This is a genomic window from Sphingomonas panacis (assembly GCF_001717955.1).
Classification (GTDB): Bacteria; Pseudomonadota; Alphaproteobacteria; order Sphingomonadales; family Sphingomonadaceae; genus Sphingomonas; species Sphingomonas panacis.
In genome coordinates this window covers 2,518,672-2,544,052 of record NZ_CP014168.1, presented here as the reverse complement: position 1 = coordinate 2,544,052, position 25,381 = coordinate 2,518,672, and the positions used below count along the sequence as shown (strand labels likewise).

Sequence of the window (25,381 nt, the reverse complement as noted above, 5' to 3'; positions counted from 1 at the left end):
ACATGGCCTCGCAACACAATCCGCTCGCCCGCATGTTCCCCGGCCGGCACCGTCAGGCGCTCGATCCCGAAGAGCGCAACGTCCTCGACAAGATCGAGTCGAAGCTGCCGATCGCACGCGACGCCGCCGACGTCGCCGACGAACGCTCGACCTATGGCCAGCGCCTCGCCGACAAGGTCGCTGCGGTCGGCGGTTCGTGGTCGTTCATCATCGTCTTCGCGATCATCCTGCTCGGCTGGATGCTGCTCAACAGCAACATCTTGACGCATTGGGGTCTGGCGTTCGATCCCTATCCGTTCATCTTTCTCAATCTGATGCTGTCGACCGTCGCGGCGATCCAGGCGCCGGTCATCATGATGAGCCAGAACCGCCAGTCGCAGAAGGACCGGCTCGCAGCGAGCCTCGACTATGAGGTCAATCTGCGCACCGAACTGGAGATCCTGCGCCTGCACGAGAAGATCGACATGGCGATCGCCGAGCGGCTCGACCGGATCGAGGCGCGGCTCGGCCTTGCCGCGCAAAACGACGGGCAGCCGAGCGCGTAACCGCATTTTAGCACCAAGGCGGTACGCCGATCCCGATGACAGCCGCCCCCGCCCCGACGATCAGCGTGCTGATGGCGATCTACAACGGCGCGGCGCTCGTGCGCGAGACGATCGCGAGCTTGCAGGCGCAGACGTTCGGTGATTTCGAACTGATCGTGGTCGATGATCGCTCGACCGACGACAGCCTCGCGGTGCTGAAGGCGATCGGCGATCCGCGCATCCGCGTCATCGAATCGCCGATCAACCAGGGCGTCGTGCTGGCACGCAACACCGCGTTCGCGCACGCACGCGGTCGCTATATCGCCGCGCTCGACCATGACGATCTCTGCCACCCGGAGCGGTTCGCCGCGCAGGTCAACTATCTCGATTCGCACCCCGAGACCGTACTGCTCGGCACCGCCGCCAACATCCTCGAAAACGGGGCGATCCTGCCAGCGACGCTCGCCGCCGCGACCACGCCGAGCGTGATCGAATGGCTGCTCAAGATTGAAAACCCGCTTGTCTGGTCGTCGGTGATGATGCGCGCCGACGCCGCGCGCAAGCTCGACATCTTCATGCGCCCCGAGCTGATCTGCGCCGAGGATTACGATCTCTACCACCGCATCGCCCGGTTCGGCACGATCGCGCGGCTCGACGCGGAATTGGTGACCTATCGTCGGCATGGCGGCGGCCTCTCGCAGCGCCGCGTCGAGGAACTGCGCGCCTGTTCGGTGTCGATCCTCGCCGACGCGCACCGCGATCATCTCGGCGACGAGGCCGAGGCGGTCGCGTCGCTGATCGTCCTGCACGTGATGGGCCAAATCCCCGTACCCGATCGTGAGACGCTACAGCGGCTCGGCGACGCGCTGGTGCGCCTGCAGACGCACTTCATCGAGACGCGCCGCCCCGACGCCGCCAGCCGCCGGCTGCTGCGCTGGGAAACCGCGCGGCGCTGGGCGCGGGTCGGTCGGATCGGGCTGCGCACCGGCGCGCTCGGCCTGATCGAGACCGCGACGGTGCGGCCCGACCATCTCGGGCTGGGCTATGCTGGGTTGGACGACCTGATCCTGTCGCGGATCGTCGGCGGCGCGCGCAATGTCGCGCGGCAGCGCCGCCCGGCCTGACCGTCGCCCCGGCGCAGGCCGGGGCCGCCGCGTGTCGGGCAATCCGCTCGCCAAGCAACCCACCGGCCCCGGCCTGCGCCGGGGCGACGATTGTAGCGGACCAAGCGATATGGTTACATTTGACACCATTCTGCCGCACGCGTATCTAGTATCACATGATACAAGATGCCGAATCAACCCCGCGCCAGAACCCCTTGGGCCTCAACGGCTTCGAGTTCGTCGAGTTCACCTCGCCCGATCCCGAAGGCATGGGCCGGCTGCTCGAGCAGCTCGGCTTCACTCCCACGCACCGCCATCCCAGCAAGAACGTCACGCGCTACAAGCAGGGCCGCATAAACCTGATGATCAACCGCGACGAGGCTGGCCGCGTCGCCGCCTTCCGGGGCGAACACGGCCCCTCGGCGAGTGCGATGGCGTTCCGCGTCGCCGATCCGGCCAAGGCGATGGAATGGGCGCTCGCCAACGGCGCCAAGCCTACGGAGGAAGACGATACCGTCATCCAGGGAATCGGCGGTTCGTACCTCTATTTCATCCAGGACGGCATCGACCTCTATGCCGATTGGGCCGAGTTCCCCGGCTGGCGTGAGGCCGAGGCGCGCAATTCGGTCGGGCTCGACCTGCTCGATCACCTCACCCACAACGTCCGGCGCGGGCAGATGCGGGTGTGGAGCGAATTCTACCGTACCCTGTTCGGCTTCGAGGAGCAGAAGTTCTTCGACATCAAGGGCCAGGCGACGGGTCTGTTCAGCCAGGCGATGATCGCGCCCGACCATGCGATCCGCATTCCCCTGAACGAGAGCCAGGACGACAAGAGCCAGATCGAGGAATTCATCCGCGAATATAATGGCGAAGGCATCCAGCATCTCGCGCTGACCACCGACGACATCTTCGCCACCGTCGAGGCGCTGCGCGCGCGCGGCGTGCGGTTGCAGGACACGATCGAGACCTATTACGAACTGGTCGACAAACGCGTCCCCGGCCACGGCGAGGATCTCGAGCGTTTGAAGCGCAACCGTATCCTGATCGACGGCGACGTCGAGACTGAGGGGCTTCTGCTCCAGATCTTCACCGAGAATATGTTCGGGCCAATCTTCTTCGAGATCATCCAGCGCAAGGGCAATGAAGGGTTCGGCAACGGCAACTTCCAGGCGCTGTACGAATCGATCGAACTGGACCAGATTCGCCGCGGCGTGGTGACGGTGGAGGGCTGAGTCCGGCCCTTTTGCTTCCAAGACCGTTCGTGTCGAGCGAAGTCGAGACACATGGCGTAGCGCCGAGGTCTGTCCCTCGACTTCGCTCGGGACGAATGGAGATGCCTCAAGGAAACGCAACGTGACCGACTATCTCACCGGCTTCGGCAACCACTTCGCCACCGAGGCCGTGCCGGGCGCGCTGCCGATCGGCCGCAATTCGCCGCAACGGCCCGCCTTCGGCCTCTATGCCGAACAGCTCTCGGGCACCGCCTTCACTGCGCCGCGCCACGAGAATCGGCGGAGCTGGCTGTACCGGCTGCGCCCGTCCGCCGAACACCCGCCCTACACGCGCTATCAGGGCGCACCGCGCTTCGCACCGGGCACCGACGATGCGCCGCTGCCACCAAACCGGCTGCGCTGGTCGCCGATCGATGCGCCAACCGAACCGACCGACCTGATCGACGGCATCACCACGATGCTCGCCAACCGCGATCCAGCCGATCTGGAGGGCGTCGCGGTCCACCTCTACGCCGCCAATCGCGACATGACCGAGCGCGCGTTCGTGAATGCCGATGGCGAGCTGCTGTTCCTGCCCCAAGCGGGTCGCCTCACGCTGCTTACCGAACTCGGCCGGATCGATGTCGCGCCCGGCGAGATCGCGTTGGTCCCGCGCGGGGTTCGCTTCCGCGCGTTGCTGCCGGATGGTGCCGCCAGCGGTTATATCGCCGAGAACCACGGCGCGCTGTTCCGCTTGCCCGATCTCGGCCCGATCGGGGCCAACGGCCTCGCCAATCCGCGCGATTTCGAGACCCCGGTCGCATGGTTCGAGGACATCGACGCCCCCTTCACGCTTGTGCAAAAGGCGTTGGGAAGTCTGTGGATAACCACGCTCGACCATAGCCCGCTCGACGTGGTCGCGTGGCACGGCAATGTCGCGCCGTGGCGATACGATCTCGCGCGGTTCAACACGATCGGCACCGTCAGCTTCGATCATCCCGATCCTTCGATCTTCACGCTGCTGACCTCGCCGTCGGACGTTCCGGGCCGCGCCAATGCCGATATCGTGATCTTCCCGCCGCGCTGGATGGTGGCGGAGGACACGTTCCGCCCGCCGTGGTTTCACCGCAATGTGATGTCGGAAGCGATGGGCCTCATCACCGGCGCCTATGACGCCAAGGCCGACGGCTTCGCGCCCGGGGGATTGTCGCTGCACAATCTGATGGCCGGTCACGGCCCGGACGTGGCGAGCTGGCGCGCGGCGAGCGAGGCCGATCTGCAACCGCGCAAGATCGCCGATACGATGGCGTTCATGGTCGAAAGCTGCTGGCCGTATCGCCCGACCCGTTTCGCGCTCGAACATGCCCTGCCCGATTACGACGCGGCGTGGGCGGGCTTCCCCAAGGCGACTCTGCCCGGCAGTTGAACCCGGCGGCATGCCCGCCTAGGCTCACGCGATGCATGACGCCGCGCTGAAGCTCGACGACTTCCTGCCGTTCCGGCTATCGTTCACCTCGAACCTGGTGAGCGACCGGATCGCGCGCGCCTATCAGGCGCTGTTCGGACTGACGATCCCCGAGTGGCGGCTGGTCGCGGTGATCGCCGAGGGCGACGGCATCACCCAACAGGCGATCGGCGCGAACACGCGCATGGACAAGGTAACGGTCAGCCGCGCGGCGATCGCCCTGGTCGAACGCGGCCTCGTCGAGCGCGTCCCCAACGCGGGCGACCGCCGCTCGCACCTGCTGCGGCTGACCGCGTCGGGCCGGGCGCTGTACGAACAGGTCGCGCCGAAAGCGCTGGAACTGGAACAGCGTGTCTTCGGCGGGTTCGATGCCGCTCGGGTGGAAGGCTTCGTCGCTATGCTGCGCGAGATCGACGCGCTGGCAATGGCGGTGGAGGCCGAGGACGCCGGCTAGACGGGGGTGATCGCCAGCGGGTGCCCGATCAGTTGCCGGTCGCGCGTCAGCAACTTCGCATCGCGCCGCGCCGCATGAACGAGCAGCATTTCGTCGAACGGATCATTGTGCACCAGCGGCGGTTCCAGCCGGGTTGTAAAATCCGCTCCGGACAAGGGTATAAGGGCCAGATCATTCCGCTCGACGTACGTCAGCGCATCTTCTGGCGACAATTCGCCTTTGCGAACGCCGTTTCGATCGAACTTCTGCCACTTGATTCGAATTTCCCAGATCGAGATCACCGACACCAGAAGCGAGACATCCTCGCTGGCGAGAATGCCTCGCTCGAACCGGCTTAGCTTTTGGGGAGAGCGCGCCATCCACAACAGGATGTGGGTGTCCAGCAACACCCTCATTTGCGACCGGGTTGCCAATCGTCACCCAGCCCGAACAGCTCCCGGCCCCAAGCGGCGTCGTTGAACTCTTCGAGCCATGCATCGTCGAGCGGCGGGCCGTCGTATTTGTCGAGGCCGAGTTCCTTGCGGACCCGTTCGTTCCGTTCGAAATCGAACCCGCCCTTCTTCTTGCGCGGCGGACCGAGTTCGGCGACGGGTTCGCCGTTCTTGGTGATGATGACCTGCTCGCCCTTCGCCGCAGCGTCGAGCGCTGACGCGAAGTTCGCCCGAGCTTCCCGTACCGACATTTCCATGACGAAGACTCCTTGTGTACTCACGTGTACACGAACCACGCCGTCTTTGCAAGAGTTCCCGATGGTGGCACCGCAGCCGCTGCTTGCCTGCGAAGCGCGACGAGCATAAACAGGCCGCATCTCAAGGAGTGTTTTCGAAATGATCCAGCGCCACCGCTGACGCGGCCCTTCGCAGCGGAGCGATCCGCCGACTGGACTCTGTTTCGAGATCATCATGCAAAGACTGAAGAACAAGACGTGCGTCGTTACCGGCGCCGCGCGTGGCATCGGCCGCGCGATCGCGGCGCGCTTTCACGACGAAGGCGCGATCGTCATCGCCACCGATGTGGATGAAGCCACCGGCGCGGCCACCGCCGCCGAGATCGGCTGCCGGTTCGAACCGCTCGATGTCCGCGAGGAAGCCGACTGGCTTCGCCTCGCCAGCGTCGTTCCAATTGCTGATGTCGTGGTCAACAATGCCGGCGTTACCGGGTTCGAATCGGGCGCGACCGCGAACGACCCCGAGCATGCCAGCCTCGCCGACTGGCGCGCGGTCCACCGCGTCAATCTCGACGGGACGTTCCTCGGCTGCCGCTATGCGATCGGCGCGATGAAGGCGAAGGGTGCGGGTTCGATCATCAACATCGCGTCGCGTTCCGGGCTGGTCGGCATTCCGATGGCGGCGGCCTATGCGTCCTCCAAGGCGGCGATCCGCAATCATAGCAAGACGGTCGCTTTGTACTGCGCGCAACAGGGCTGGACGATCCGGTGCAACGCGATCCACCCCGCCGCGATCCTGACGCCGATGTGGGAACCGATGCTGGGAAACGGTCCCGATCGCGAGGCGCGGATGCAGGCGCTCGTCGCCGACACGCCCTTGAAGCGGTTCGGGACACCCGATGAGGTCGCCGCAGTCGCGGTCATGCTCGCATCCGACGAAGCGACCTATGTGACGGGTACGGACATCCATATCGACGGCGGGTTGCTGGCCGGCTCCGCCGCGTCGCCCGGATAAGCGCGCACTATCCGCTCGCGCCCTTCGTGCGGCAACGGTCGGAGCAGAACTTCACGCTCTCCCAGTCGCGCTGCCACTTCTTGCGCCACACGAACGGCCGCGCGCACGCGGCGCACGTCTTGGTTGGGAGGGTGAGCTTCTTGTGCGCCATGTCGGCCCAACGCACCAAACGGCGGTTACGCTCTACAGCACCCCGAGCCGCGCCAGATCGGCGCGTAGCGTCGCCGCGTCCTCGAACACCAGCCCGTGAATACCGACCGCATTGGCTGCGGCGACGTTGTCGGCACGATCGTCGATGAATACGGCGTCCGCCGCCGTCACGCCGAACCGGTCGAGCGCGAGGTGGTAGATCGCGGGATCGGGCTTGGTCAGCAGCTCGTCGCCCGACACGACGATATCGCGGAAGCGGTCGAAGATGTCCGCCTCGCGGGTTCGGAAGGGCGGCCAGAACTCGCCCGAGAAATTGGTGATCGCGTAGAGCGGCACGCCGCGCGCATCGAGCTGCTCGACGAGCTCGCGCATCCCCGGCAGCATATCGCCGAGCTGTTCGATAAAGCGTGGCCCCCAGGCGGCGATCAGGTCGCTATGCTGCGGATGCACGGCGGCAAGCTCCACCGATGTCTCGGCGAAGGGGCGGCCAGCGTCATGCTGGAAATGCCATTCCTTGGTCGCGACATCGCGCAGGAACGCATCGAGCGCCCGATCGTCGTCGATCAGGCGCTCGTAGAGGAACCTCGGGTTCCAATCGAACAGGACATTGCCGACGTCGAAAATGACGACAGACGGCGTTCCCGCCACAATCAGCCCTGGCGGGCCTTGAAGCGGCGGTTGGTCTTGTTGATGATATACGTGCGGCCGCGACGGCGGATCACGCGGTTATCGCGATGCCGGTCCTTGAGCGACTTCAGGGAATTGCGGATCTTCATGATCGATTCGCTTCTTGGTTCAGGGGTTCGTGAAAAGAGGCGCTCGCCTATAGTCGCGCCCCTTCCAAGTCAAGGCGGCGCGGCTGGTAAAAATCTCGTGCCGCCGACACATTGCTGACAAATCCGTGGAGCTCAAGCGGGATACGATCACCCCGCGCGAGCGTTCCACAAGGGTAACGAGCGCGCTCGTAAGGTAAGGAAAGCACGACCATGAAAGCCTTCATTGCAATGGCGATGGCCCTCCCCGCGCTGGCGCTGGCGGGATGCGCGACGACGAACGGCGGCCCAGTGCAGGTCACGCGCTTCCACCTTGGCGCGCCGGTGGTGACGGGTACGCTCGCGGTGGAGCCGATGGCGGGCGGATCGCCGGCCAGCCTTGAGTTCAAGACCTATGCCGCCGCGGTGCAGACGGAGTTGCTCAACTATGGCTACGGCGTACCGCCGGCTGGAGATGCGGGTCAGTTCCTCGCCGTCGTGGGCTTCACGCGCACCACCGAGGAAGACGGGCCGGCGCAGCGCTCCGGCGTGTCGCTCGGTCTCGGCGGTGGCGGCTTCACTGGTGGCGGACGCCGTGGCGGCGGCGGTGGCATAGGCCTCGGCGGCGGCATTTCGTTCCCGATCGGCAAGCCCAAGCAGCGCTACGTGATCCTCACCGAGCTATCGGTGCAGATCAAGCGCCGCAGTGACGCGACCGTGGTCTGGGAAGGCCGCGCGCGCACCGCCGCGCCCGAGACGGCGGCGGCGGCGCAGACCGACGCCACCGCGCACAAACTGGCGAACGCGCTGTTCCGGGGCTTCCCCGGTGAATCGGGGCGCACTATCACGGTGCGATGAGCATCAGCATCAACGCCGCCTTCGACAGCGGCAACATCCGCGTGGTCGGCATCGAGGGCGATATCGCCACGCTGGAAATCGTTACCGACCGGCATAGCGATTTCTACCAATGGTTCCATTTCCGGGTGGCGGGCGCGCACGGTCGCGCGCTCACCTACCGGATCGTCAACGCCGGCGGATCGGCCTATCCGCCGGGCTGGCCAGGCTACAAGGTGCGGATGAGCACCGACCGCGAGACATGGCGCCTCGCGCCGACCCGCTATGCCGACGGCGCGCTCGAATTCGGCTCGGACGGAAGCAGCGAACTCGTCTGGTTCGCCTATTTCGCGCCGTACACGATGAACCGGCACGATGCCCTGATCGCGCGGATGGCGCGCGAACCCGGCGTCACCCACCGCGAACTCGGCCAGACGCTCGACGGGCGCGCGATCGATTGCCTCACGCTTGGCGACGGACCCAAGCCGGTGTGGCTCTACGCCCGCCAGCATCCCGGCGAGACGATGGCGGAATATTGGGCCGAGGGCGCGCTCGAACGCCTCACCGACACCGCCAACCCGGTGATGGCGGCGCTGCGCGAAAAGGCGACGTTCCACATCGTCCCCAACATGAACCCCGACGGCAGTTTCCGCGGCCATCTGCGCACCAATGCGGCGGGGGTGAACCTCAACCGCGAATGGCACGCGCCGACGCTGGAAAAGAGCCCCGAGGTGCTGTGCGTGCGCAACGCGATGGATGCGACCGGCGTCGCCTTCGCGATGGACGTCCACGGCGACGAATCGATTCCCGCCAATTTCATCGCCGGGTTCGAAGGCATCCCCAACTGGACCGACGCGCAGGGCGAAGCCTTCTACGATTTCCAGCGCCGTCTCACCGCGCACACGCCCGATTTCCAGATGGAGCAGGGTTACGGCAAATCGGCGCCGGGCAAGGCCAACCTCACCATGTCGACCAACCAGCTCGCCAATCGCTTCGGCGCGGTGGCGATGACGCTGGAAATGCCCTTCAAGGACCATGACGCCAATGCCGATGCCGAATTCGGCTGGTCACCGGAGCGGTGCAAGCGGCTGGCGGGATCGTGCCTCGAGGTGCTGGCGGACATGATCGACGGGATTTGAGCGCAGCCGACCGTTCCTCACCCGTTCGTGTCGAGCGAAGTCGAGACACCATGCGCAGCGCTTTGGGCTTGTCCCTCGACTTCGCTCGGGACGAACGGTGTGGGGTTCGGCCGACGCGGATAAAACCTGAAGCTCAACCCAGCGGCCAGCGCGCGATCGTATCATAGCGCGCACCCCCGGCGCCGAGGGTGCTTTCGAACAGGATCAGATGCTCCATCGTGAACGGCGCGCTCGCCAGCCCCGCCTGCGCCGCGCGCCAGCGTTCGATTTCGTGCGGATCGGCGGTGCGCGGCAGCCGGGCGAGCGTGATGTGCGGCAGATAGGCGCGCCCCTCGGGCGGCAGGCCGAGCCGCACCAGCGCGTGATCGACCTTGCGGTGAAGCGCGGCCAGTGCATCATGTGGGGTCAGCCCCGCCCATAACGCGTCGATCCGCCCGCGCCGGTCGAACGCGCCGACACCCGCCACCGCCGCCGTGATCGCGTGCCCGTGGACATGGCCAAGTTCCACCGCGATATCCTCCGCCATGCGCCGGTCGACCTCGCCGATATAGCGGACCGTCAGGTGCAACTGGTCGTCATCCTGCCAGCGCGCGTCACCGATGCCGTGCATCACGTCGGCAAGGTGCAGGCGGATGGCACGCGGCGGGCGGAGAGCAACAAAAAGTCGGTGCATGGCAACACATCATTAACAGAAGACAACGACATCTTGATAAGGCGGAATTGCTTGAAAAGCCCCTCGCAAACGCCGATATTCGCGAAGAACCGGCACATGGCCGGTCCAAGGAGATGTGTTACAATGGCCAACTGGTCTGATCCCCGTCCCGGCGCAGCCCCCTTCGGGGCGGACTCGGCGGCGCGCGCAGGCGCGTTCGACGCGGGTCTGCGCCGCTATATGTTGTCGGTTTACAATTACATGCTCTCGGGCGTGCTGCTCAGCGGCATCGTGGCGCTCGGCTTCGTCGCCAGCGGCATGGCCGCTCAGGTGTTCGGCGGCCCCGGCCTGCTCAAATGGGTCATCAGCTTCGCACCGCTCGGCTTCGTGTTCGGCATGAGCTTCGGCGGCGGTCGCATGTCGTCCGGTGCGCTTCAGGCGATGTTCTGGGGCTTCGCGGTGGCGATGGGTCTGTCGCTCTCAACGATCTTCCTGGTCTATTCGCCGATCGCGATCGCGCAGGCGTTCTTCGCGGCATCGGCGGCGTTCGGTGGCCTCAGCCTCTATGGCTACACCACCAACCGTAACCTGTCGGCGATGGGCACGTTCCTGATGATGGGCCTCGTCGGCCTGATCGTGGCGAGCCTGCTCAACCTGTTCTTCCACTCGGGTCCGCTCGATCTGGTCATCAGCTTCGTCGGCGTGCTGATCTTCGCTGGCCTCACCGCCTACGATACGCAGCGTACCAAGAGCCTGTATGCGCAGGTCGCTGGAACCGGTGCGGAGCAGCATACGATCATCATGTCGGCGCTGAGCCTGTACCTCGATTTCATCAACATGTTCCTGTTCATCCTGCGTCTGTTCGGCAACCGCAACTAAGCGGCGTCACAAACGTCTGATATCGGGAAGGCCCGGCGGAGCGATCCGCCGGGCCTTTCGCTTGCCAAAAGGGAAAAAAATGCGCCTCAAGATCGACGTCGAACTGGACTATGATATCGATGGCGCGACCGACATGCTGCTGCTGGTGCAGGCCGCGGCGATGGCGGACCAGCAGCTCGAATATGACAATCTGCTGATTTCCAGCAACGAGCCGCTGCGCGCGATGCCGGGCGCGGACGATGTCGGTGTCCGGTGCTGGGCGCTCGCGGAAAATCGCTTCCATGCCACCTATCAGGCGGTCGTGATCATCGACCGTGACGATGTCGCGCTGGCGTCGCTCGGCGATACGGCACCGCGGCTGCTGCCGCCCGAGACGGTGCCGTATCTGATGCCGAGCCGCTATTGCGAATCGGACCAGTTCCAGGGCTTTCTCGAACAGACCTTCGCCGGCCTGCGCGGCGGTGCGCTCGCGGCCGCGCTGACCGAGTGGGTGGGCGATCACCTCACCTACACTTCGGGCAGCAGCACCGGCGCGACCACAGCATTGATGACCTTCGCCAACCGTCAGGGCGTCTGCCGCGACTATGCCCATCTGCTCGTCGCGCTTGCCCGTGCCGGCGGCATCCCGGCGCGTTGCGTCTCGGCTTATGCTCCCGGCGTCGAACCGCCCGATTTCCACGCGGTCGCCGAACTGTGGCTGGAAGGTGCGTGGCGGCTGGTCGATGCGACCGGCATGGGCAGCGCGCGCGATCTGGTGCGGATCGCGGTCGGTCGCGACGCCACCGACATCGCCTTCATGACCACGTTTGGCGCCGCCACGCTCAACCAGCAGCAAATCGTGGTCGAGCGGATCGACCAATAGCCGCTGGAACGCGGCCTGTGTTTCGATCGTTCTCCCCGCGTAACCGATAGGAGAACGGTAATGACAGAGGACGATACGCCAGTCGCTAAGGACACCGATACGGGTGCGCACGTCCACGATCCGCGTCAGGATGCGGGACAGGACGAGTCGATCGCCGCGCGCCTAGAGCGCGACCCGGCCAATGCCGAGGCCAAGCTCGATCGCGGCCTCGACGAGTCGATGGACGCGAGCGATCCGCCCTCGACCAGCCAGCCCAAGAGCAACGATACCCCTCCGGCGTCCTCCGGCTATGACGAGGAAGCGGAACGCAAGTTGCAGCAGGAAAAGTCCGCCTGATACGTCCCGCCCCTGTCGCATGCTGGCGGGGGCGGGAAGACTTCACTCCAGGACATCAGGGCGTTCCCCGCGCATGCGGAGGCCCAGGACCGCACACGCGGCGCTGCTTGGCTCTGGACTCCCGCGTTCGCGGGAGAACCCCATGTAAATCCCGCAGTCCTAAAGCTTCCACGCCGCGCGCAGAGTGAAAGTGTCACTTTCGCTACCGTAAGAATACGGTTCGATCTCCATTCGTCGCAACCTTTGTTGCATCGCAACACATTATATGATGCGATGTGAATATCGGGCGACGGCGCGTTCAGCATGGCCTCAACCATCTCGGCGCAGTGTCTCCCGGTTGAACGGTCGAGCGGGGTGGATTTATGGGTGCGCGCATGAAGCCGGCTAATGGTGCGGTCACGCTGGCGGAGATGAAGGAATTCGCGGGGTTCTCGTCGGCGACGCAGCGCTATGTGCGCCGCTCGCTTGATATCGGGCTGGACCGTGATGATGCGATGAGCCGCTGGTCGCGCGATGTCGTCGAGGCGGCGAGCATCCGGGCGCAGGCTCGGCTCTACAGCCGCCTCCCCGACATCCGGCTGATGATCCCGGACGACAGCGGCCTCGACGCGATCGAGCCCTTCCTCGCCCCGTTGATGACGGTGACGGCGTTCGATCTCGGTCAGGGTCGGCTTACCACCTTCTCGGCCTATCGCTTCCTGTACGAGCGGTTGATCGGCGCCGAGGTACGGCCGTGGCTGCCCGCCGCGTTCTGCTCGGCGGCGGCGCTGCCGCAATTGCATCCCGATCTGCGCCGCAAACTGCTCCAGTCGATCAGCGAGGCCGCGGCGACCGCCTCGGGCTGGTCGAACCGGCAGCCGGCCTTCTATCCGAAATGGGTCGAAAAGGTTGAAGCCAACGCGATGCGGAACTGAACGGCATGCGGTGACGCCCCCCTCCCGCAAGCGGGAGGGGGCATCGCTGCCGAATGCGTCCTCCCGCACAAGCTTGATTGGCTTCGGTTTGTCATGACAATGTCGGGCAACTATGGTAGAGTGGCCAAGAAAGGTTGGCTCGCTCATGGTCACGACATCATCCCGCACGGAAAAGGTCGATCTCCGCGTCACCGCGGCGGCGAAGCATATCCTCCAGACGGCGGCCCGCGCGAGCAGCCGGTCGGTTAGTGAGTTCGTGCTGGAGAGCGCGCTTGCCCGTGCGGAAGAGACGCTGCCCGATCGGCAGCATTTCGGCCTCGATGCCGAGCAATGGGCCGCTTTTCAAACGGCACTGGACGCACCAACGCGCCCGCTGCCACGGCTGGCCAGACTGCTGTCCGAGCCGGGTCCGTTCGACATACGTCTGCCCAAGTGAGTGAAGGCTTGCGTATCGAGACGCTGCGACCCGGCCACGCCATCGCAGGGTTCGACTGTGGGAAGGAAGCACTGAACCGCTATCTCACGCGCTATGCGTGGCAGAACCAGCAGGCCGGCGCGTCGCGGACCTATGTCGCACTCGACGACGAGCATGTGGTTGGATTCTACACGCTCGCGGTGGGCCACATCGCCTTTGACGACGCCGCCGAGCGCCTCAAAAAAGGTCTCGCCCGCCATCCTGTCCCGGTCATGCTGCTGGCGCGGCTTGCCGTCGGCATTGACCGGCAGGGCCAGCGCCTTGGCGCCGGATTGTTGAAAGACGCCATGCTTCGGACATTGCAGGCGGCGGAGATCGCCGGCATCCGCGCCTTCGTGGTACATGCCAAGGACGACAACGCGCGCGCCTTTTACGAACGCCACGATTTCCTGCCCTCGCCGACCGACCCGTTCCACATGTTCGTTCTGCTCAAGGATGTTCGGGCGCTGATCGACTGATGGATCTCACGTCACCGGCACGCGCGCCAGCCCATTGCGCCGCGTGCCGCCTGATCGAGATGCAGATGGTTGCGGTGCGCGGCGTTATATTCGGGCGACAGCACGGTCGAGAACAACTTGCAGGCGCCGTTACGGACGGTGTGGAGGAAGGTCGCGCGCGGGCCGTCGCCCTTCCAATCGTCGCTCAGCGTGATGCGCGTGCCATCCGCCAGCCGGAACGCCGAAACGTCGATCGCGTCGGCGCTGCCATGTTCGCTCAGCGCCGTGGCGCTGCCGCGGATTGACCGGCAATTATAGGTGCCGAGTTGCTCGATCGCGACCACCGGCGCGCCGAGATAGCGCTGCGCGGCGGGCTGGACGATGTTCCACTCCCACATCGCCAAGCCGGCCGCGACCGGGCACGCCATCACCGGATCAGCCGGCGCGAGCACGATTCGCCGCGCACCGCTCGCCGCGAGGCGCAGCCCGTCGGTATAGCCGCAGATGCCGTCCTTGATCGGCGGCGCGGTCTCGAACCGCACCCCGGCCTCGGTGAGCAGTTTCTCGCATTTCGGCCCTTTGTCGTGCAGCCCGGCGAGCTTGCGGCCGGTGAACAGCCCGACCGGCTGGCTCAGATGCAGCGGCGTCCACGGCAGATCCTCGGGGTTGCTACGCAAGCCGGCGATCGCGGCGAGGATCAGCACCAGCAGCAGCGCCGCGATCAGCACCGCCAGCGCGGCGCTTCGGAACGCCGCCATCACCCGCGCTTTGCGTTCGCAACCGGCTCGGCCGTCACCGGATAACCGAGATCATCCGGGATGCAGAGGTGCGCCACGCCGGCGCGATCCTCGGTCCACGGTGAAACGGTTCGGATCGGATAGGCCAAGGCGTCGGCGCGCGCCTGCGCGAAATCCGCATATTGCGCGAGCCGTTCGAGATTGCGGCGGGTCGGGAAGATCACATGCTGCCGCCCCGCCGCAGCCTCCTCCAGCACGCCGCGCGCGCTCGCCCAGAAGACGCAGGTGTTCTCGGTCGCATCGACCACCGGCTCCGGCGCACCCGCAGGAAGTGCGGCGAGGTAGAAGCGCGTGTCGAACACCCGCCGCGCGCGGTGCGCCGGCACCCACCGCGCAAACGGCACCAACGCCGCGGGATCGATCGTGAAGCCGCCCGCGTGCAGCGCCGCACCCAGCGCCACACCATCGTGCAACGCTGCCCGCAGGCCCGCCAGCGCCACCGCATCGGGCATCGGCGTAAGGCCGACCGGCACGCCGGCTTCCTCGATCGTCTCGCGGATCGCGGCAATCCGCGCGGCAATGTCGTCGGGATCGCCGTCGAACCCTGCCGCCAGCGCATGATCGCCCGGATCGACCCGCCCGCCGGGGAACACCGTCGCGCCGCCCGCGAACGCCATCGCCTTCGCGCGCTCGACCATCAGCAGGTCCGGCACGGCACCGTCCCGGTCGCGGAAGATCACCAGCGTTGCGGCGGGGACCGAAGTTTGCGGATCATCCATCGCAGCCGATCTAGGGCGGCGCACCCCGCGCGGCAATCCGCGCGCGCTTACTCGACTTCCGCGGTGCCGGCGCGCGTCTCGCCCAATCCCCAGATCGTCACCAGCAACGCCATCGCCACCACCGCCATCGTATACCACAGCCCCGAATACGGGTTGCCGGTGCGCGCGATGATGTACTGGCTGATGAACGGCAGGAACCCGCCGAAATAGCCGGTCCCGATATGATAGGGAATCGACATCGAGCTGTAGCGGATGCGCGGCGGAAACATCTCCGACAGCAGCGCCGCGACCGGCCCGAAGGTCAGCCCCGACAGCGCGCCCAGCATCACGATCGCGACCAGCATCACCGCGATGTTGCGGACCGACGGCACGACCTTGTCGAGCTGGTAGCCGGCCTGCGTCAGCGCCGCGTCCAGCCCCGCGCGGCTGGTATCGCGCACCGCCTCGCCGCCGATCAGCACCAAGGTCACCGGGGTATGCGCCTTGCGGTACGGCACGCCCTTCTTCGAGAAATAATCGAGCAGCTTGCCGCAGGCATCGGTCTGCTTCTTGGCGAACGGATCATAGGCGCAGTGCGGCCCCGACACGACCACCGGCGCGCGGCGCGACGCCTCGGCCAGCGCGGGGTTGGCGGCACTGCCCATCATCCAGTAGATCGGGAACAGCAGCAGGAGCGTCGCCGCATAGCCGACCACGATCGGCGTCTTGCGCCCGATCCGGTCGGACAACCAGCCGAACAGCACGAAGAACCCCAGCCCGCTCGCAGCCCCCACGCCGATGATGATCTGCGCGGCGGTATCGTCGACTCGCATCGTGCCGAGGAACACCAGCACGCTGAACATCGCGGTGTACCAGATCACCGTCAGCCCGGCCGAAATGCCGAACAGGGCAACGAATATCCGCTTGAGGTTACCGGGAAAGGTGAAGCTCTCGACGAACGGGTTCACCGCCGTCTCGCCGCTTTCCTTCATCGCGCGGAACACCGGGCTTTCGGACAGCTTGAGCCGCATCCACAGCGAGATCGACAGCAGCACCAGCGAGAACACGAACGGAAACCGCCAGCCCCAGTCCGCCCACACTGCCGCCGGCATCAACGCCTTGGCCGACAGCACCACGATCAGGCTGAGCAGGAAACCGCCGACCACGCTCGCCTGGATGAAACTGGTGTAAAAGCCGCTCTTCCCCGGCGGCGAATGCTCGGCGACGTAGATCGCCGCGCCGCCATATTCACCGCCCAGCGCCAGCCCCTGCAAGATCCGCAGGCCGATCACGATCACTGGCGCGACCAGCCCGATCGACGCGCTCGACGGCACCAGCCCGACGCCGGCGGTCGCCAGCCCCATCAACGCGATCGTGACGAGGAAGGTGTATTTGCGCCCGAGCCGGTCACCCAGAAACCCGAACAGGATGGCGCCCAGCGGCCTGAACCCGAAGCCGACCGCGAACCCCGCCCACGTCAGCAGCGTCTGCACCGTGACGTTGTCGGTCGGGAAATATGCCTCACCGATATATTTGGCGAGCGTGCCGTAGATGAAGAAATCATACCATTCGAACATGGTGCCGAACGACGATGCGGCGATGACGCGCTGAATGTCGCGCCGCGTCGGCTCGGGCGAGCCCGCTCCTGCTATCATCGTCGCCACGTCCGCGTCTCCCCTGCCCGCACGGATGTTTAACGGCGCGCGCGGCGGCGGCAAGCGGGCCACAGCAAAAAGGGCCGCTGATCCGGCGGATCAGCGGCCCTTTAATGGTGGGCGTGGCAAGGATTGAACTTGCGACCCCTGCGATGTCAACACAGTGCTCTACCACTGAGCTACACGCCCACGCGCTTGGCCCGTAAGCCTTGCGAGCCGCGCCCAATAACGAGGGTTGGCCCCTCGCGCAAGCACGGTTTGTCAGAAAAATCAGCCGCCGCTCACGCGCTCCATCTCGAACATGCGGTCCACCTCCAGCACGAGGTCGCGCAGGTGGAAAGGTTTGGAGAGCACGCGCGCCTGCGGCACTGCGTTTCCGGCCTTGAGCGTGACCGCCGCGAAGCCGGTGATGAACATCACGCGCAAATCGGGCGCGATCACGCCGGCGCGCTGTGCGAGTTCGATGCCGTCCATCTCGGGCATGACGATGTCGGTCAGCAGCAGGTCGAAAGGTTCGGTCTCCAGCAGCGGGACCGCAGCCGTGCCGCGATCGACTGCACTCACCGCATAGCCCGAGCGCTCCAGCGCGCGTGTGAGGTACTCGCGCATCACGCGATCGTCCTCCGCCAACAAGATCCGTATCATCGCGTTTCGCCCAAGCCCTTGGATCGGCGTCTATGCGCAAAGCCCTTAACATTTTCCAGCCGCGATCCCGCGATTGCGGTAGCCCGTGGCCGCGCGTAGGCTCCGCTTGATGGCGCAGGCACTTCCGTCTTTCGATCTGTACGGCGCGGGCGCCCCGGTCAGCCCGATCGTGCTGTCGGTGCCACACGCGGGGCGGGACTATCCGCTGGCGATGCGGGCCGCTCTGCGAGTCCCGCCGGAAACGCTCGTCGGGCTCGAGGATCGCCACGCCGACGCGCTCGCACTGGCGGCGCGCAACGACAAGACGATGATCGTCCAGCGCCGCGCGCGCGCCTGGATCGACCTCAACCGCAGCGAGCAGGAGCGCGATCCCGCGATCGACACGGGCGTCTCCGCCAAATCGCTGCCGGTTGCGACCGCGAAGCTGCGCGGCGGGCTCGGGCTGATCCCGCGCCGCACCGCCAGCACCGGCGAGATCTGGCGGCGCAAGCTCGATGGCCAGGAAGTCACCGCGCGGATCGTTCAGGATTACCGGCCCTATCACGCCGCGCTGGGCGGGCTGCTGGAGGCCGCACGGGCGCGTTTCGGCGTGGCGGTGCTGCTCGACGTGCATTCGATGCCGTCGCTTGGCGGCGGGCAGGCGCGGCTGGTGATCGGCGACCGCTTCGGCCGCGCCGCGCCCTCCCGCATGGTCGCGCGGATCGAGGCCGAGGCCCAGGCCGCCGGCGTGCCGGTCGCGCTCAACGTGCCCTATGCGGGCGGACACATCATCGACACACACGCCGACCCGGCACGGCACATCTTCGCGGTGCAACTGGAGTTCGATCGCGCATTGTATCTCGACACCGCGCTCGACCAGCCCGGCGACGGACTGATCGCGACCGCCGCGCTGCTGCGCCGGATCATCGCCGCGGTCGCCGACGAAGCGCTGCCCAGACCGAGCGCCATCGCGGCGGAATAGCCGCCTGCCCGCACGCGACCCTGCCGAACGCTTCGCACCAGGACACAAAAAAACCACCGCGTGCGGAGCACGCGGTGGCCAAGGTTCAGGGAGGAGATACGCTGAAAGCGTATCGCATGGCCTCGCGAAAGGGGGGACACGAAGCCACGCAACCGCAATATAGGCAGGGGGTATGGGGGCTTCAAGGCTAAAAAATCACATTGCGACGAATGACCGCAAGCGGCGGAAATCTTACGCTTTTGTGACATGTTCACGCCGCATCCGCGGTTGCGCGATCATGATGCGGTGCCGCGCGATGCGCCCACCACCCACCAAACAAAATGGGCTCCCGCGCGTGCGGAAGCCCATTTGTAAACCGGCTCGGAAAAGCGGAGCGGGGTGCGCCCGCCCCGCTCAGCTCGCGAGCGGGGGCAGCGGCACCTTGCCGGCGCGGTTCTGGCGGTCGAACAGTTGCGGCATCAGTTGCAGCGAGAAGAGGTGCGCATACAGCAGCGGCAACATGCCGTTCTTCTGGATTTTCCGTAGCTGGTCGCCGCGCAGCTCGTTGAGCTTCTCCTCGTTGACCATCTGGAAGCCGCGATAGACGAACGGCTGCGGCGCGCCCTCGGGCTGGATCGAAATCTCGCCTTCCATCAGCAGGCCGAGTTCGCGCAGTTCGCGCATGAAATTGCCGGTGCGGGCGCCCGCCTCTTCGAACATCTCGTTGAACTGGAGGATGTTCTGGACGATCGCGGTCGGCTTGCCGTCCTCGAACAGCGGCTCACCCTCCTCGAACGCGCCGATCACGTCGGCGGTCGAATCGAAGCACAGCGACAGTTCCTGCGCATCCGGGGTCAGCCTGGCGAGCATGAACGGATAGCGGCGGACATAGGCCGGAACGTAGGTCGACGGGTCGCTCAGCTTGCCCTCGTCGTCGATGAAGACGTTGACGCCCTCGTTCAGGCCCATCAGCGCGATCGGGACCGGCTCGTCGCCGGCGGTGAAGACGATCGGCATCGACCGCTGGACGTGGATGAACTCATCGACCGTTACGGGAATCGCATGCTGGTTGACGAGGAACGGCGCGCTGTCGATCTGGCGCAGCTTGAACGCGGCATGTGCCCCGCTCGAAAGCGGCTCGAGCGCGTTGTAGAACAAGGGAAGCGAGGCTTGTTGCGGCGCGCTGGCCATATTTCATCTCCAAAGGGTCGTGTAAGCGGGCCTCTATCGAGCGCGCCGATTGGCGGTGGCCTCTATGGTGCGCGCGGGATCGGCGCAAGCGCGACGAGCTTGCCGGGGTTCATAATCCACTGCGGATCGAGCGCGCCCTTGATCGCGCGGAGCGCGGCAAGCCGCGCCGGCGCGGAAAGCCGTTCGAGTTCGTGCAGCTTCATCTGGCCGATACCGTGTTCCGCCGAGATCGATCCGCCGGCGGCGACGACCAGATCGTTGACGAAGCGGGTGATGCCGGGTGCGTCCCCCGCATACCAGAGCGCGGAATCTACGCCGGCGGGCGCACGGACGTGGAAATGCACGTTGCCGTCGCCGAGATGCCCGAACGCCGCGGCGCTGACGCCTGCGAAGCGCGCTTCGCACGCTGTCGCCGCTTCGGTCATGAAGCGCGGCATGTCCGCCACCGGCACCGATATGTCGTGCTGCACCGCCGGGCCGCTGGCGCGCTCAGCTTCGGATAGCGAATCGCGGATTCGCCAGAACGCGTCCGCCTGCGCCTCGCTCGCCGCGATCACCGCGTCGGCGACCTGCCCGTCGGCGATGGCGGGGGCGAGCAGACGTTCGAGCAACGCGGCGGGGGCTTCCTCCTGCGCGTCGCTCGCCGTCGCCTCGATCAGCACATGCCAGCGATGCGCGCCGCCGAGCGGCGCACGCGTGCCCGGGATATGGTCGAGCACGAGCTGCAGCGAATCGCCGGGAATGATCTCAAACCCCTCGATCGCATGAGTCGCCGCTTCCAGCCGGCGCAACAGCGCGAGCGCGTCGGCGGGATCGGCGACGGCGGCCCACGCCACCGCCCGATCTGTCACGGCGGGCACCAGGCGCAGCGTGACCGCCGTGATGATGCCGAGCGTGCCCTCCGCGCCGATCAGCAACTGGTTGAGATCGTAGCCGCGATTGTCTTTTTTCAGCGCTGCCAGCCCGGCGTGCATGCTGCCGTCGGGCAGCACCGCCTCGATGCCCGCGACCAGCCCGCGCATCGTGCCGAAGCGCAGCACCTGCGTGCCCCCTGCGTTGGTGGAGGTCAGCCCGCCGATCGTCGCGCTGCCGCGTGACCCGAGCGTCAACGGGAAACGCCGGCCCCGCTCCGCCGCCGCCGCGTGCAGATCGGCGAGGATCACCCCGGCTTCGGCGACGACGAGGTTGTCCGCCGCAGACATCGCGCGGATGCGGTTCATCCGTCGCAGCGACAGGATCAGCGCCGATCCATCCGCCGGCGGGGTCGCCCCGCCGACCATCGAAGTATTGCCGCCCTGCGGCACCAGCGGCACGCCGCGCGCATGTGCCAGCCTCAGTATCGTTGCGACACCCTCGACGGTGTCGGGCGCGAGGATCGCAGGGGCATGGCCGTGGTAGCGACCACGCCAGTCGTTTTCCCACGGCGCGATATCGTGCCGGTCGGTGACGACGGCCTTGTCGCCAAGCGCGACGCGAACCGCCTCGACGAGCGCGGACTGTGCTGTATTCATGGCAAAGGTGCCTATCATGTGCGCGTTCCGCTCGGCAATCGCGGAGACATGAGCGGCGGTGCGAGTTCATCATCCGTTCAAGCGTTTTCACTAAGCTGAAGAAATCCATGCCGAATCCGGTCACTTCCCTGCTCGCGTTGCTCGCGCTCGCCCCTGTCGCGGCGGCCGACCAGCCGCGTGACGCGCCGATCGAACGGATCGAGATGGCGCAGCTCACTTTCCATTCCCGAATCGTCATTCGCATTCCACGTATGATCGATCCGCGAGCGCGCGAACGGGCGGAGCGGCCGGTGCGCCTGCAGGAAAAGCGCGGGCCGAAATGCGTGCCGCTGACCACGCTCGATCGCGCGGTCATCACCGGGCGCGACAGCATCGATCTGCTCCTGGAAACGGGCGAGCGGATCCGTGCGCGCTTCGACGACAATTGCCCGGCGCTCGACTTTTATCCCGATCTGTACCTGCGCCTGCCCGACGATGGCCTGCTGTGCGCCGGGCGGGACGCGATTCGTTCGCGATCGGGCGGTGTATGTCCGATCGAAACCTTCCGGCGCGTCGTCGAAAGGTGACAACCCGCCCTTTTCCTTGACATTTGCGCGCCAATCCGCAAGCGCTAGGCCGGCCTGCAGGCGCTATCGCCCCGCGGCGCGTTAATATCCGGAACCTTCATGACCTTTGCCGATCTCGGCCTTTCCGACGAACTTCTCGCAGCCGTGACCGAGTCCGGCTATACCGAGCCGACTCCGATCCAGGCGAGTGCGATCCCGAGCGTGCTGATGATGCGTGACATCATCGGCATCGCACAGACCGGCACCGGCAAGACCGCGTCGTTCGTGCTGCCGATGATCGACATCCTCGCGCACGGCCGCAGCCGCGCGCGGATGCCGCGCTCGCTGATCCTCGAACCGACGCGCGAACTCGCCGCGCAGGTTGCCGAGAATTTCGAGAAATACGGCAAAAATCACAAGCTCTCGATGGCACTCCTGATTGGCGGCGTCTCGATGGGCGACCAGATGGCCGCGCTCGAAAAGGGCGTCGACGTACTGATCGCCACGCCGGGCCGGCTGATGGACCTGTTCGGACGCGGCAAGATCCTGCTCACCGGCTGTTCGCTGCTGGTGATCGACGAGGCCGACCGGATGCTCGACATGGGGTTCATTCCCGACATCGAGGAAATCTGCACCAAGCTGCCGCCGCAGCGCCAGACGTTGCTGTTCTCGGCGACGATGCCCCCGGTCATCAAGAAGCTCGCCGATAAATTCCTGAGCAACCCCAAGACGATCGAAGTGGCGCGCCCGGCAACGGCGAACACCAACATCAAGCAGTGGCTGGTGCCGGTAACCGCCTCGAAAAAGCGCGAAAAGCTCGAGGAGCTGCTAAACGCGGTGGATGTGAAGACCGCTATCATCTTCTCGAACCGCAAGACCACTGTGCGCGACCTTAACAAGCTTTTGCAGCGCGCAGGCTTCCGTTCCTCCGAAATCCACGGCGACATGGAACAGGCGCAGCGCATCGCCGAACTCGAACGCTTCAAGAAAGGCGAGGTCAATGTGCTCGTCGCGTCCGACGTCGCCGCGCGCGGACTCGACATCAAGGGCGTCAGCCACGTCTTCAACTATGACGCGCCGTGGCATCCCGACGATTACGTCCACCGCATCGGCCGCACCGGCCGCGCCGGCGCGACCGGCGTCGCCTTCACCTTCGCCACCGCCGACGATGCCGAGAATATCGAGAATATAGAGAAGCTCACCGGGCTTAAGATCGAGCGTTTCGAAGGCGCGATCGACGAAGCCCATGCCGAGGGCGAAGGCCCCCGCAAGCGCACGCGCGGCAAGAAGGTTGAGCCGAAGGCGGCGGCCGCCGCCCCCAAGGCCCAGCCCGTCGCCGAACCCGCTCCGCGCGAAGCCGAGCCGGTCCGCGAGGCGCCCGCGCCCCGCGGGCAACGCCAACCACGCGCCGAACGCCCGGCCCGCGAGGAACGCGCCCCCCGCGACACCCGTCCACCGCGCGACGACCGTGCCCCGCGCCGTGATCGCCGCGAACCCGACGACGGCCCGGACGATGGCTGGAACGGCCCGATGCCCGACTTCCTGATGGCGCGCATCCCGCTCTGATGCCATTGGCAGGGCTGTACGATAACGGCTAGACTCCCGCCAAACGGGAGGAAGTTCAGATGCGTGCCCCAAGTCTCCTGCTGCTGCTCGCAGCCACCGCCCTGCCCGCGCTCGTCACCGCGCGCCCGCAAGCGGCGCCGGTCGCCGAGACGGCGCAGCAGTCGCCCTTCACCTTCGAAAAGGTGATGGTGCCGATGCGCGACGGCGCGAAGATGGAGACCGTGATCCTGCGCCCGCGCGACAGCACCGGGCCGCTTCCGATCCTGTTCCAGCGGACGCCCTACGGCGTGCCCGATGCCGCGCCGAAAGCCGTGCCGCTCGGCTGGCAGTCGCTGGTCAAGGACGGTTACATCTTCGTCTTCCAGTCGATGCGGGGGCGCTTCGGCTCGGACGGAGTTTTCACCCTCTCGACCGCAGTCCACCCGAATGATCCCAAGGCCGTCGATGAGGCCACCGACGCCTATGACGCGATCGACTGGCTGGTGAAATCCGTGCCCGGCAACAATGGCCGGGTCGGGATGTGGGGCGTCTCCTATCCCGGTTTCGCCGCAGCTGTATCGCTGGTCCACCCGCACCCCGCGCTGAAGGCAGTCAGCCCGCAAGCGGCATGGATCGACTATTGGCAGAACGACGACCTCCACCGGAACGGCGCGCTGCGGCTGAGCTATACGACCGACTGGGTCTCCAGCCTTCAGGTCGACAAGACGCAGAACAAGCCGTTCGACTATGGCACTGTCGATACCTACGAATGGTTTCTCGCGCTGGGTGCGGTCGAGAACCTCGACACGCGCTACTTCAAGGGCAGCGTGCCGATGCTGAACGCGCTGCTCGACCATCCCAACCACGACAGTTTCTATACCGGCCAGAACTGGACGACCGCGCTCGGCAAGACGACCGTGCCCACGCTCAACGTGGCCGGCTTCTGGGATCAGGAAGATCCGTGGGGAAGCTGGCAGATCTACCAGAAGCAGCAGGCCAACGATCCCGATCACCTCGCGCAGATGGTGGCCGGGCCATGGGCGCACGGCACCTGGCAGGGCAAGATGGACATGCTCGGCCGCATCCCGCTCGGCCGTGACACCGGCATCGAGTTCCGCGACCAGATCCAGACGCCGTTCTTCCGCTACTGGCTGCACGGCACTGGCGAGCGCCCGAGCTTCGAGGCGAAGATGCTGCAATCGGGATCGAACGTGTGGAAAACCTATCGCCACTGGCCTCCTACCGGAGCCACGCCGACCGATCTGTATTTCCACGCTGACGGCTCGCTCTCGTTCGCTGCGCCGGCCAAGGGCGAGGCATGCCGCGATTACGTGTCCGATCCCGCCAATCCGGTGCCGTTCCGCTCGCGCCCGCTTTCACCGACCTATCCGCGCCCCGAGTGGCGCTGGTGGGAGAGTGAGGACCAACGCTTCGTCGATCATCGTCCCGACGTGCTGAGCTATGTGAGCGCACCGCTCGACGCGGACCTCACCGTAACCGGCAAACTCGCCGCGACCTTGCTGGCGAGCACGAGCGGCACCGACAGCGATTTCGTGGTAAAACTGATCGACGTGCTGCCGCAGACCTACGAGCAGTTCGACATGGCGGCACCGCTGGGTGCCTACACGCGGCAACTCAACGGCTATGAATGGCCGATCGCGATGGAGGTGCGGCGCGGCAAGTTCCTCGCCAGCGATACCGCGCCGCGCGCATTGGTGCCCAACCGCGTTGTCGCATGGGACGTGCCGCTACGCGACCACGACCATGTCTTCCAGAAGGGGCACCGCATCATGGTGCAGGTGCAGTCGAGCTGGTTCCCGGTGATCGACCGCAACCCGCAGACGTTCGTCCCCAACATCGCCCGTGCCAAGCCGGCGGACTTCGTCAAGGCGACGCAGCGGGTTTGCGCGGGATCGCGAATCACGCTGCCGGTGATGCGGTAACACCGTCGCCAAAGGCCAATCGTCATCCCAGCGCAAGCTGGG

30 protein-coding genes and 1 tRNA gene are annotated in these 25,381 nt (G+C 66.0%); 18 read left to right on the top strand and 13 right to left on the bottom strand.

Features of this window, described 5'->3' with window-relative positions; all coding sequences use genetic code 11:
- Positions 1-2: 2 nt before the first annotated feature.
- The 5 genes from J0A91_RS11570 to J0A91_RS11550 all read left to right on the top strand — a co-directional run bounded on the left by J0A91_RS11570 (position 3) and on the right by J0A91_RS11550 (position 4,757).
- A complete protein-coding gene (locus J0A91_RS11570) occupies positions 3-545 on the top strand; it encodes a DUF1003 domain-containing protein (RefSeq protein WP_069205040.1) in 543 nt (180 codons plus the stop codon).
- 35 nt (positions 546-580) lie between these two features.
- Entirely contained in the window at positions 581-1,648 is a 1,068-nt protein-coding gene (locus J0A91_RS11565) for a glycosyltransferase family 2 protein (RefSeq protein WP_069205039.1), read from the top strand.
- 155 nt (positions 1,649-1,803) lie between these two features.
- Positions 1,804-2,859 carry a 4-hydroxyphenylpyruvate dioxygenase gene (gene hppD / locus J0A91_RS11560; protein WP_069205038.1) on the top strand — a complete coding sequence of 352 codons (1,056 nt, stop codon included), beginning with the start codon at positions 1,804-1,806 and terminating at the stop codon, positions 2,857-2,859.
- Positions 2,860-2,980: 121 nt separating this feature from the next.
- Complete coding sequence (gene hmgA, locus J0A91_RS11555; RefSeq protein ID WP_069205037.1) at positions 2,981-4,264, top strand: homogentisate 1,2-dioxygenase; 1,284 nt, start codon at positions 2,981-2,983, stop codon at positions 4,262-4,264.
- A 31-nt stretch (positions 4,265-4,295) separates the two neighbouring features.
- Positions 4,296-4,757: a MarR family winged helix-turn-helix transcriptional regulator gene (locus J0A91_RS11550; RefSeq protein WP_069205036.1), complete on the top strand. Its 462-nt coding sequence runs from the start codon at positions 4,296-4,298 to the stop codon at positions 4,755-4,757.
- Here J0A91_RS11550 and J0A91_RS11545 read toward each other — a convergent pair.
- Together J0A91_RS11545 and J0A91_RS11540 are read right to left on the bottom strand one after the other, a co-directional pair.
- Positions 4,754-5,152: a type II toxin-antitoxin system VapC family toxin gene (locus tag J0A91_RS11545; protein ID WP_083224648.1), complete on the bottom strand. Its 399-nt coding sequence runs from the start codon at positions 5,150-5,152 to the stop codon at positions 4,754-4,756. The genes J0A91_RS11550 and J0A91_RS11545 overlap by 4 nt on opposite strands.
- On the bottom strand, positions 5,149-5,445 hold the full coding sequence (locus J0A91_RS11540; protein ID WP_069205034.1) for a type II toxin-antitoxin system Phd/YefM family antitoxin: 297 nt from the start codon (positions 5,443-5,445) through the stop codon (positions 5,149-5,151). The genes J0A91_RS11545 and J0A91_RS11540 overlap by 4 nt, the downstream gene beginning before the upstream one ends.
- 214 nt (positions 5,446-5,659) lie before the next feature.
- On the opposite strand from J0A91_RS11540, the gene J0A91_RS11535 reads away from it, so the two are divergent.
- Entirely contained in the window at positions 5,660-6,439 is a 780-nt protein-coding gene (locus tag J0A91_RS11535) for an SDR family oxidoreductase (RefSeq protein ID WP_069205033.1), read from the top strand.
- 7 nt (positions 6,440-6,446) lie between these two features.
- Here J0A91_RS11535 and J0A91_RS11530 read toward each other — a convergent pair whose 3' ends face one another.
- Genes J0A91_RS11530 through ykgO form a run of 3 tightly spaced genes read right to left on the bottom strand, consistent with a single transcriptional unit; the run spans position 6,447 to position 7,365 of the window.
- Entirely contained in the window at positions 6,447-6,590 is a 144-nt protein-coding gene (locus J0A91_RS11530; protein ID WP_083224647.1) for a DUF2256 domain-containing protein, read from the bottom strand.
- 32 nt (positions 6,591-6,622) lie between these two features.
- On the bottom strand, positions 6,623-7,237 hold the full coding sequence (locus J0A91_RS11525) for an HAD-IA family hydrolase (protein WP_069205032.1): 615 nt from the start codon (positions 7,235-7,237) through the stop codon (positions 6,623-6,625).
- Between the two features lie 2 nt (positions 7,238-7,239).
- Complete coding sequence (gene ykgO, locus J0A91_RS11520; protein ID WP_069205031.1) at positions 7,240-7,365, bottom strand: type B 50S ribosomal protein L36; 126 nt, start codon at positions 7,363-7,365, stop codon at positions 7,240-7,242.
- Between the two features lie 210 nt (positions 7,366-7,575).
- Between ykgO and J0A91_RS11515 the strand changes: the two genes are divergently transcribed.
- Both J0A91_RS11515 and J0A91_RS11510 read left to right on the top strand, forming a co-directional pair.
- Positions 7,576-8,199, top strand: a complete 624-nt coding sequence (locus J0A91_RS11515; RefSeq protein ID WP_069205030.1) for a DUF4136 domain-containing protein — start codon at positions 7,576-7,578, stop codon at positions 8,197-8,199.
- Positions 8,196-9,314, top strand: a complete 1,119-nt coding sequence (locus J0A91_RS11510; RefSeq protein WP_069205029.1) for a M14 family metallopeptidase — start codon at positions 8,196-8,198, stop codon at positions 9,312-9,314. Before J0A91_RS11515 ends, J0A91_RS11510 begins: the two co-directional genes overlap by 4 nt.
- A gap of 133 nt (positions 9,315-9,447) precedes the next feature.
- On the opposite strand, the gene thpR is transcribed toward J0A91_RS11510, so the two are convergent.
- Positions 9,448-9,987, bottom strand: a complete 540-nt coding sequence (thpR, locus tag J0A91_RS11505; RefSeq protein ID WP_069205028.1) for an RNA 2',3'-cyclic phosphodiesterase — start codon at positions 9,985-9,987, stop codon at positions 9,448-9,450.
- A gap of 123 nt (positions 9,988-10,110) precedes the next feature.
- Here thpR and J0A91_RS11500 point away from each other — a divergent pair, with 123 nt between their 5' ends.
- The 6 genes from J0A91_RS11500 to J0A91_RS11475 all read left to right on the top strand — a co-directional run bounded on the left by J0A91_RS11500 (position 10,111) and on the right by J0A91_RS11475 (position 13,890).
- Positions 10,111-10,845 (top strand): Bax inhibitor-1/YccA family protein, encoded by a 735-nt coding sequence (locus J0A91_RS11500; protein WP_069205027.1) that lies wholly within the window; start codon positions 10,111-10,113, stop codon positions 10,843-10,845.
- 79 nt (positions 10,846-10,924) lie between these two features.
- Positions 10,925-11,707, top strand: a complete 783-nt coding sequence (locus J0A91_RS11495; RefSeq protein WP_069205026.1) for a transglutaminase-like domain-containing protein — start codon at positions 10,925-10,927, stop codon at positions 11,705-11,707.
- Between the two features lie 60 nt (positions 11,708-11,767).
- Positions 11,768-12,043, top strand: coding sequence for a hypothetical protein (locus J0A91_RS11490; protein ID WP_069205025.1), 276 nt, complete (start codon positions 11,768-11,770; stop codon positions 12,041-12,043).
- A 374-nt stretch (positions 12,044-12,417) separates the two neighbouring features.
- Complete coding sequence (locus J0A91_RS11485; protein WP_476749566.1) at positions 12,418-12,957, top strand: hypothetical protein; 540 nt, start codon at positions 12,418-12,420, stop codon at positions 12,955-12,957.
- A 145-nt stretch (positions 12,958-13,102) separates the two neighbouring features.
- Positions 13,103-13,393, top strand: coding sequence for a type II toxin-antitoxin system TacA family antitoxin (locus J0A91_RS11480; protein ID WP_069205023.1), 291 nt, complete (start codon positions 13,103-13,105; stop codon positions 13,391-13,393).
- An 8-nt stretch (positions 13,394-13,401) separates the two neighbouring features.
- Positions 13,402-13,890 (top strand): GNAT family N-acetyltransferase, encoded by a 489-nt coding sequence (locus J0A91_RS11475; protein ID WP_240501983.1) that lies wholly within the window; start codon positions 13,402-13,404, stop codon positions 13,888-13,890.
- 11 nt (positions 13,891-13,901) lie between these two features.
- Here J0A91_RS11475 and J0A91_RS11470 read toward each other — a convergent pair whose 3' ends face one another.
- The 5 genes from J0A91_RS11470 to cpdR all read right to left on the bottom strand — a co-directional run bounded on the left by J0A91_RS11470 (position 13,902) and on the right by cpdR (position 17,664).
- Entirely contained in the window at positions 13,902-14,627 is a 726-nt protein-coding gene (locus tag J0A91_RS11470; protein WP_069205021.1) for an extensin-like domain-containing protein, read from the bottom strand.
- Positions 14,627-15,385: an NUDIX hydrolase gene (locus J0A91_RS11465; RefSeq protein ID WP_069205020.1), complete on the bottom strand. Its 759-nt coding sequence runs from the start codon at positions 15,383-15,385 to the stop codon at positions 14,627-14,629. The genes J0A91_RS11470 and J0A91_RS11465 overlap by 1 nt, the downstream gene beginning before the upstream one ends.
- 47 nt (positions 15,386-15,432) lie before the next feature.
- Positions 15,433-17,019, bottom strand: a complete 1,587-nt coding sequence (locus J0A91_RS11460) for an MFS transporter (RefSeq protein WP_069207250.1) — start codon at positions 17,017-17,019, stop codon at positions 15,433-15,435.
- 114 nt (positions 17,020-17,133) lie between these two features.
- Positions 17,134-17,208 (bottom strand) — tRNA-Val (locus J0A91_RS11455).
- A gap of 81 nt (positions 17,209-17,289) precedes the next feature.
- On the bottom strand, positions 17,290-17,664 hold the full coding sequence (gene cpdR, locus J0A91_RS11450; RefSeq protein ID WP_069205019.1) for a cell cycle two-component system response regulator CpdR: 375 nt from the start codon (positions 17,662-17,664) through the stop codon (positions 17,290-17,292).
- 109 nt (positions 17,665-17,773) lie between these two features.
- Here cpdR and J0A91_RS11445 point away from each other — a divergent pair, with 109 nt between their 5' ends.
- Positions 17,774-18,625 (top strand): N-formylglutamate amidohydrolase, encoded by an 852-nt coding sequence (locus J0A91_RS11445; RefSeq protein WP_069205018.1) that lies wholly within the window; start codon positions 17,774-17,776, stop codon positions 18,623-18,625.
- A 393-nt stretch (positions 18,626-19,018) separates the two neighbouring features.
- Here the strand turns inward: J0A91_RS11445 and J0A91_RS11440 are convergent, their stop codons facing one another.
- Complete coding sequence (locus J0A91_RS11440) at positions 19,019-19,795, bottom strand: SapC family protein (RefSeq protein WP_069205017.1); 777 nt, start codon at positions 19,793-19,795, stop codon at positions 19,019-19,021.
- 62 nt (positions 19,796-19,857) lie between these two features.
- Positions 19,858-21,306, bottom strand: a complete 1,449-nt coding sequence (locus J0A91_RS11435) for an FAD-binding oxidoreductase (RefSeq protein WP_069205016.1) — start codon at positions 21,304-21,306, stop codon at positions 19,858-19,860.
- Between the two features lie 107 nt (positions 21,307-21,413).
- Here J0A91_RS11435 and J0A91_RS11430 point away from each other — a divergent pair, with 107 nt between their 5' ends.
- The 3 genes from J0A91_RS11430 to J0A91_RS11420 all read left to right on the top strand — a co-directional run bounded on the left by J0A91_RS11430 (position 21,414) and on the right by J0A91_RS11420 (position 25,339).
- The gene (locus J0A91_RS11430; protein WP_069205015.1) at positions 21,414-21,872 is read left to right on the top strand and encodes a hypothetical protein; all 459 of its coding nucleotides are present in this window, start codon (positions 21,414-21,416) and stop codon (positions 21,870-21,872) included.
- Between the two features lie 99 nt (positions 21,873-21,971).
- Positions 21,972-23,417, top strand: a complete 1,446-nt coding sequence (locus J0A91_RS11425) for a DEAD/DEAH box helicase (RefSeq protein WP_069205014.1) — start codon at positions 21,972-21,974, stop codon at positions 23,415-23,417.
- Between the two features lie 59 nt (positions 23,418-23,476).
- The gene (locus J0A91_RS11420; protein WP_069205013.1) at positions 23,477-25,339 is read left to right on the top strand and encodes a CocE/NonD family hydrolase; all 1,863 of its coding nucleotides are present in this window, start codon (positions 23,477-23,479) and stop codon (positions 25,337-25,339) included.
- Positions 25,340-25,381: the final 42 nt, after the last annotated feature.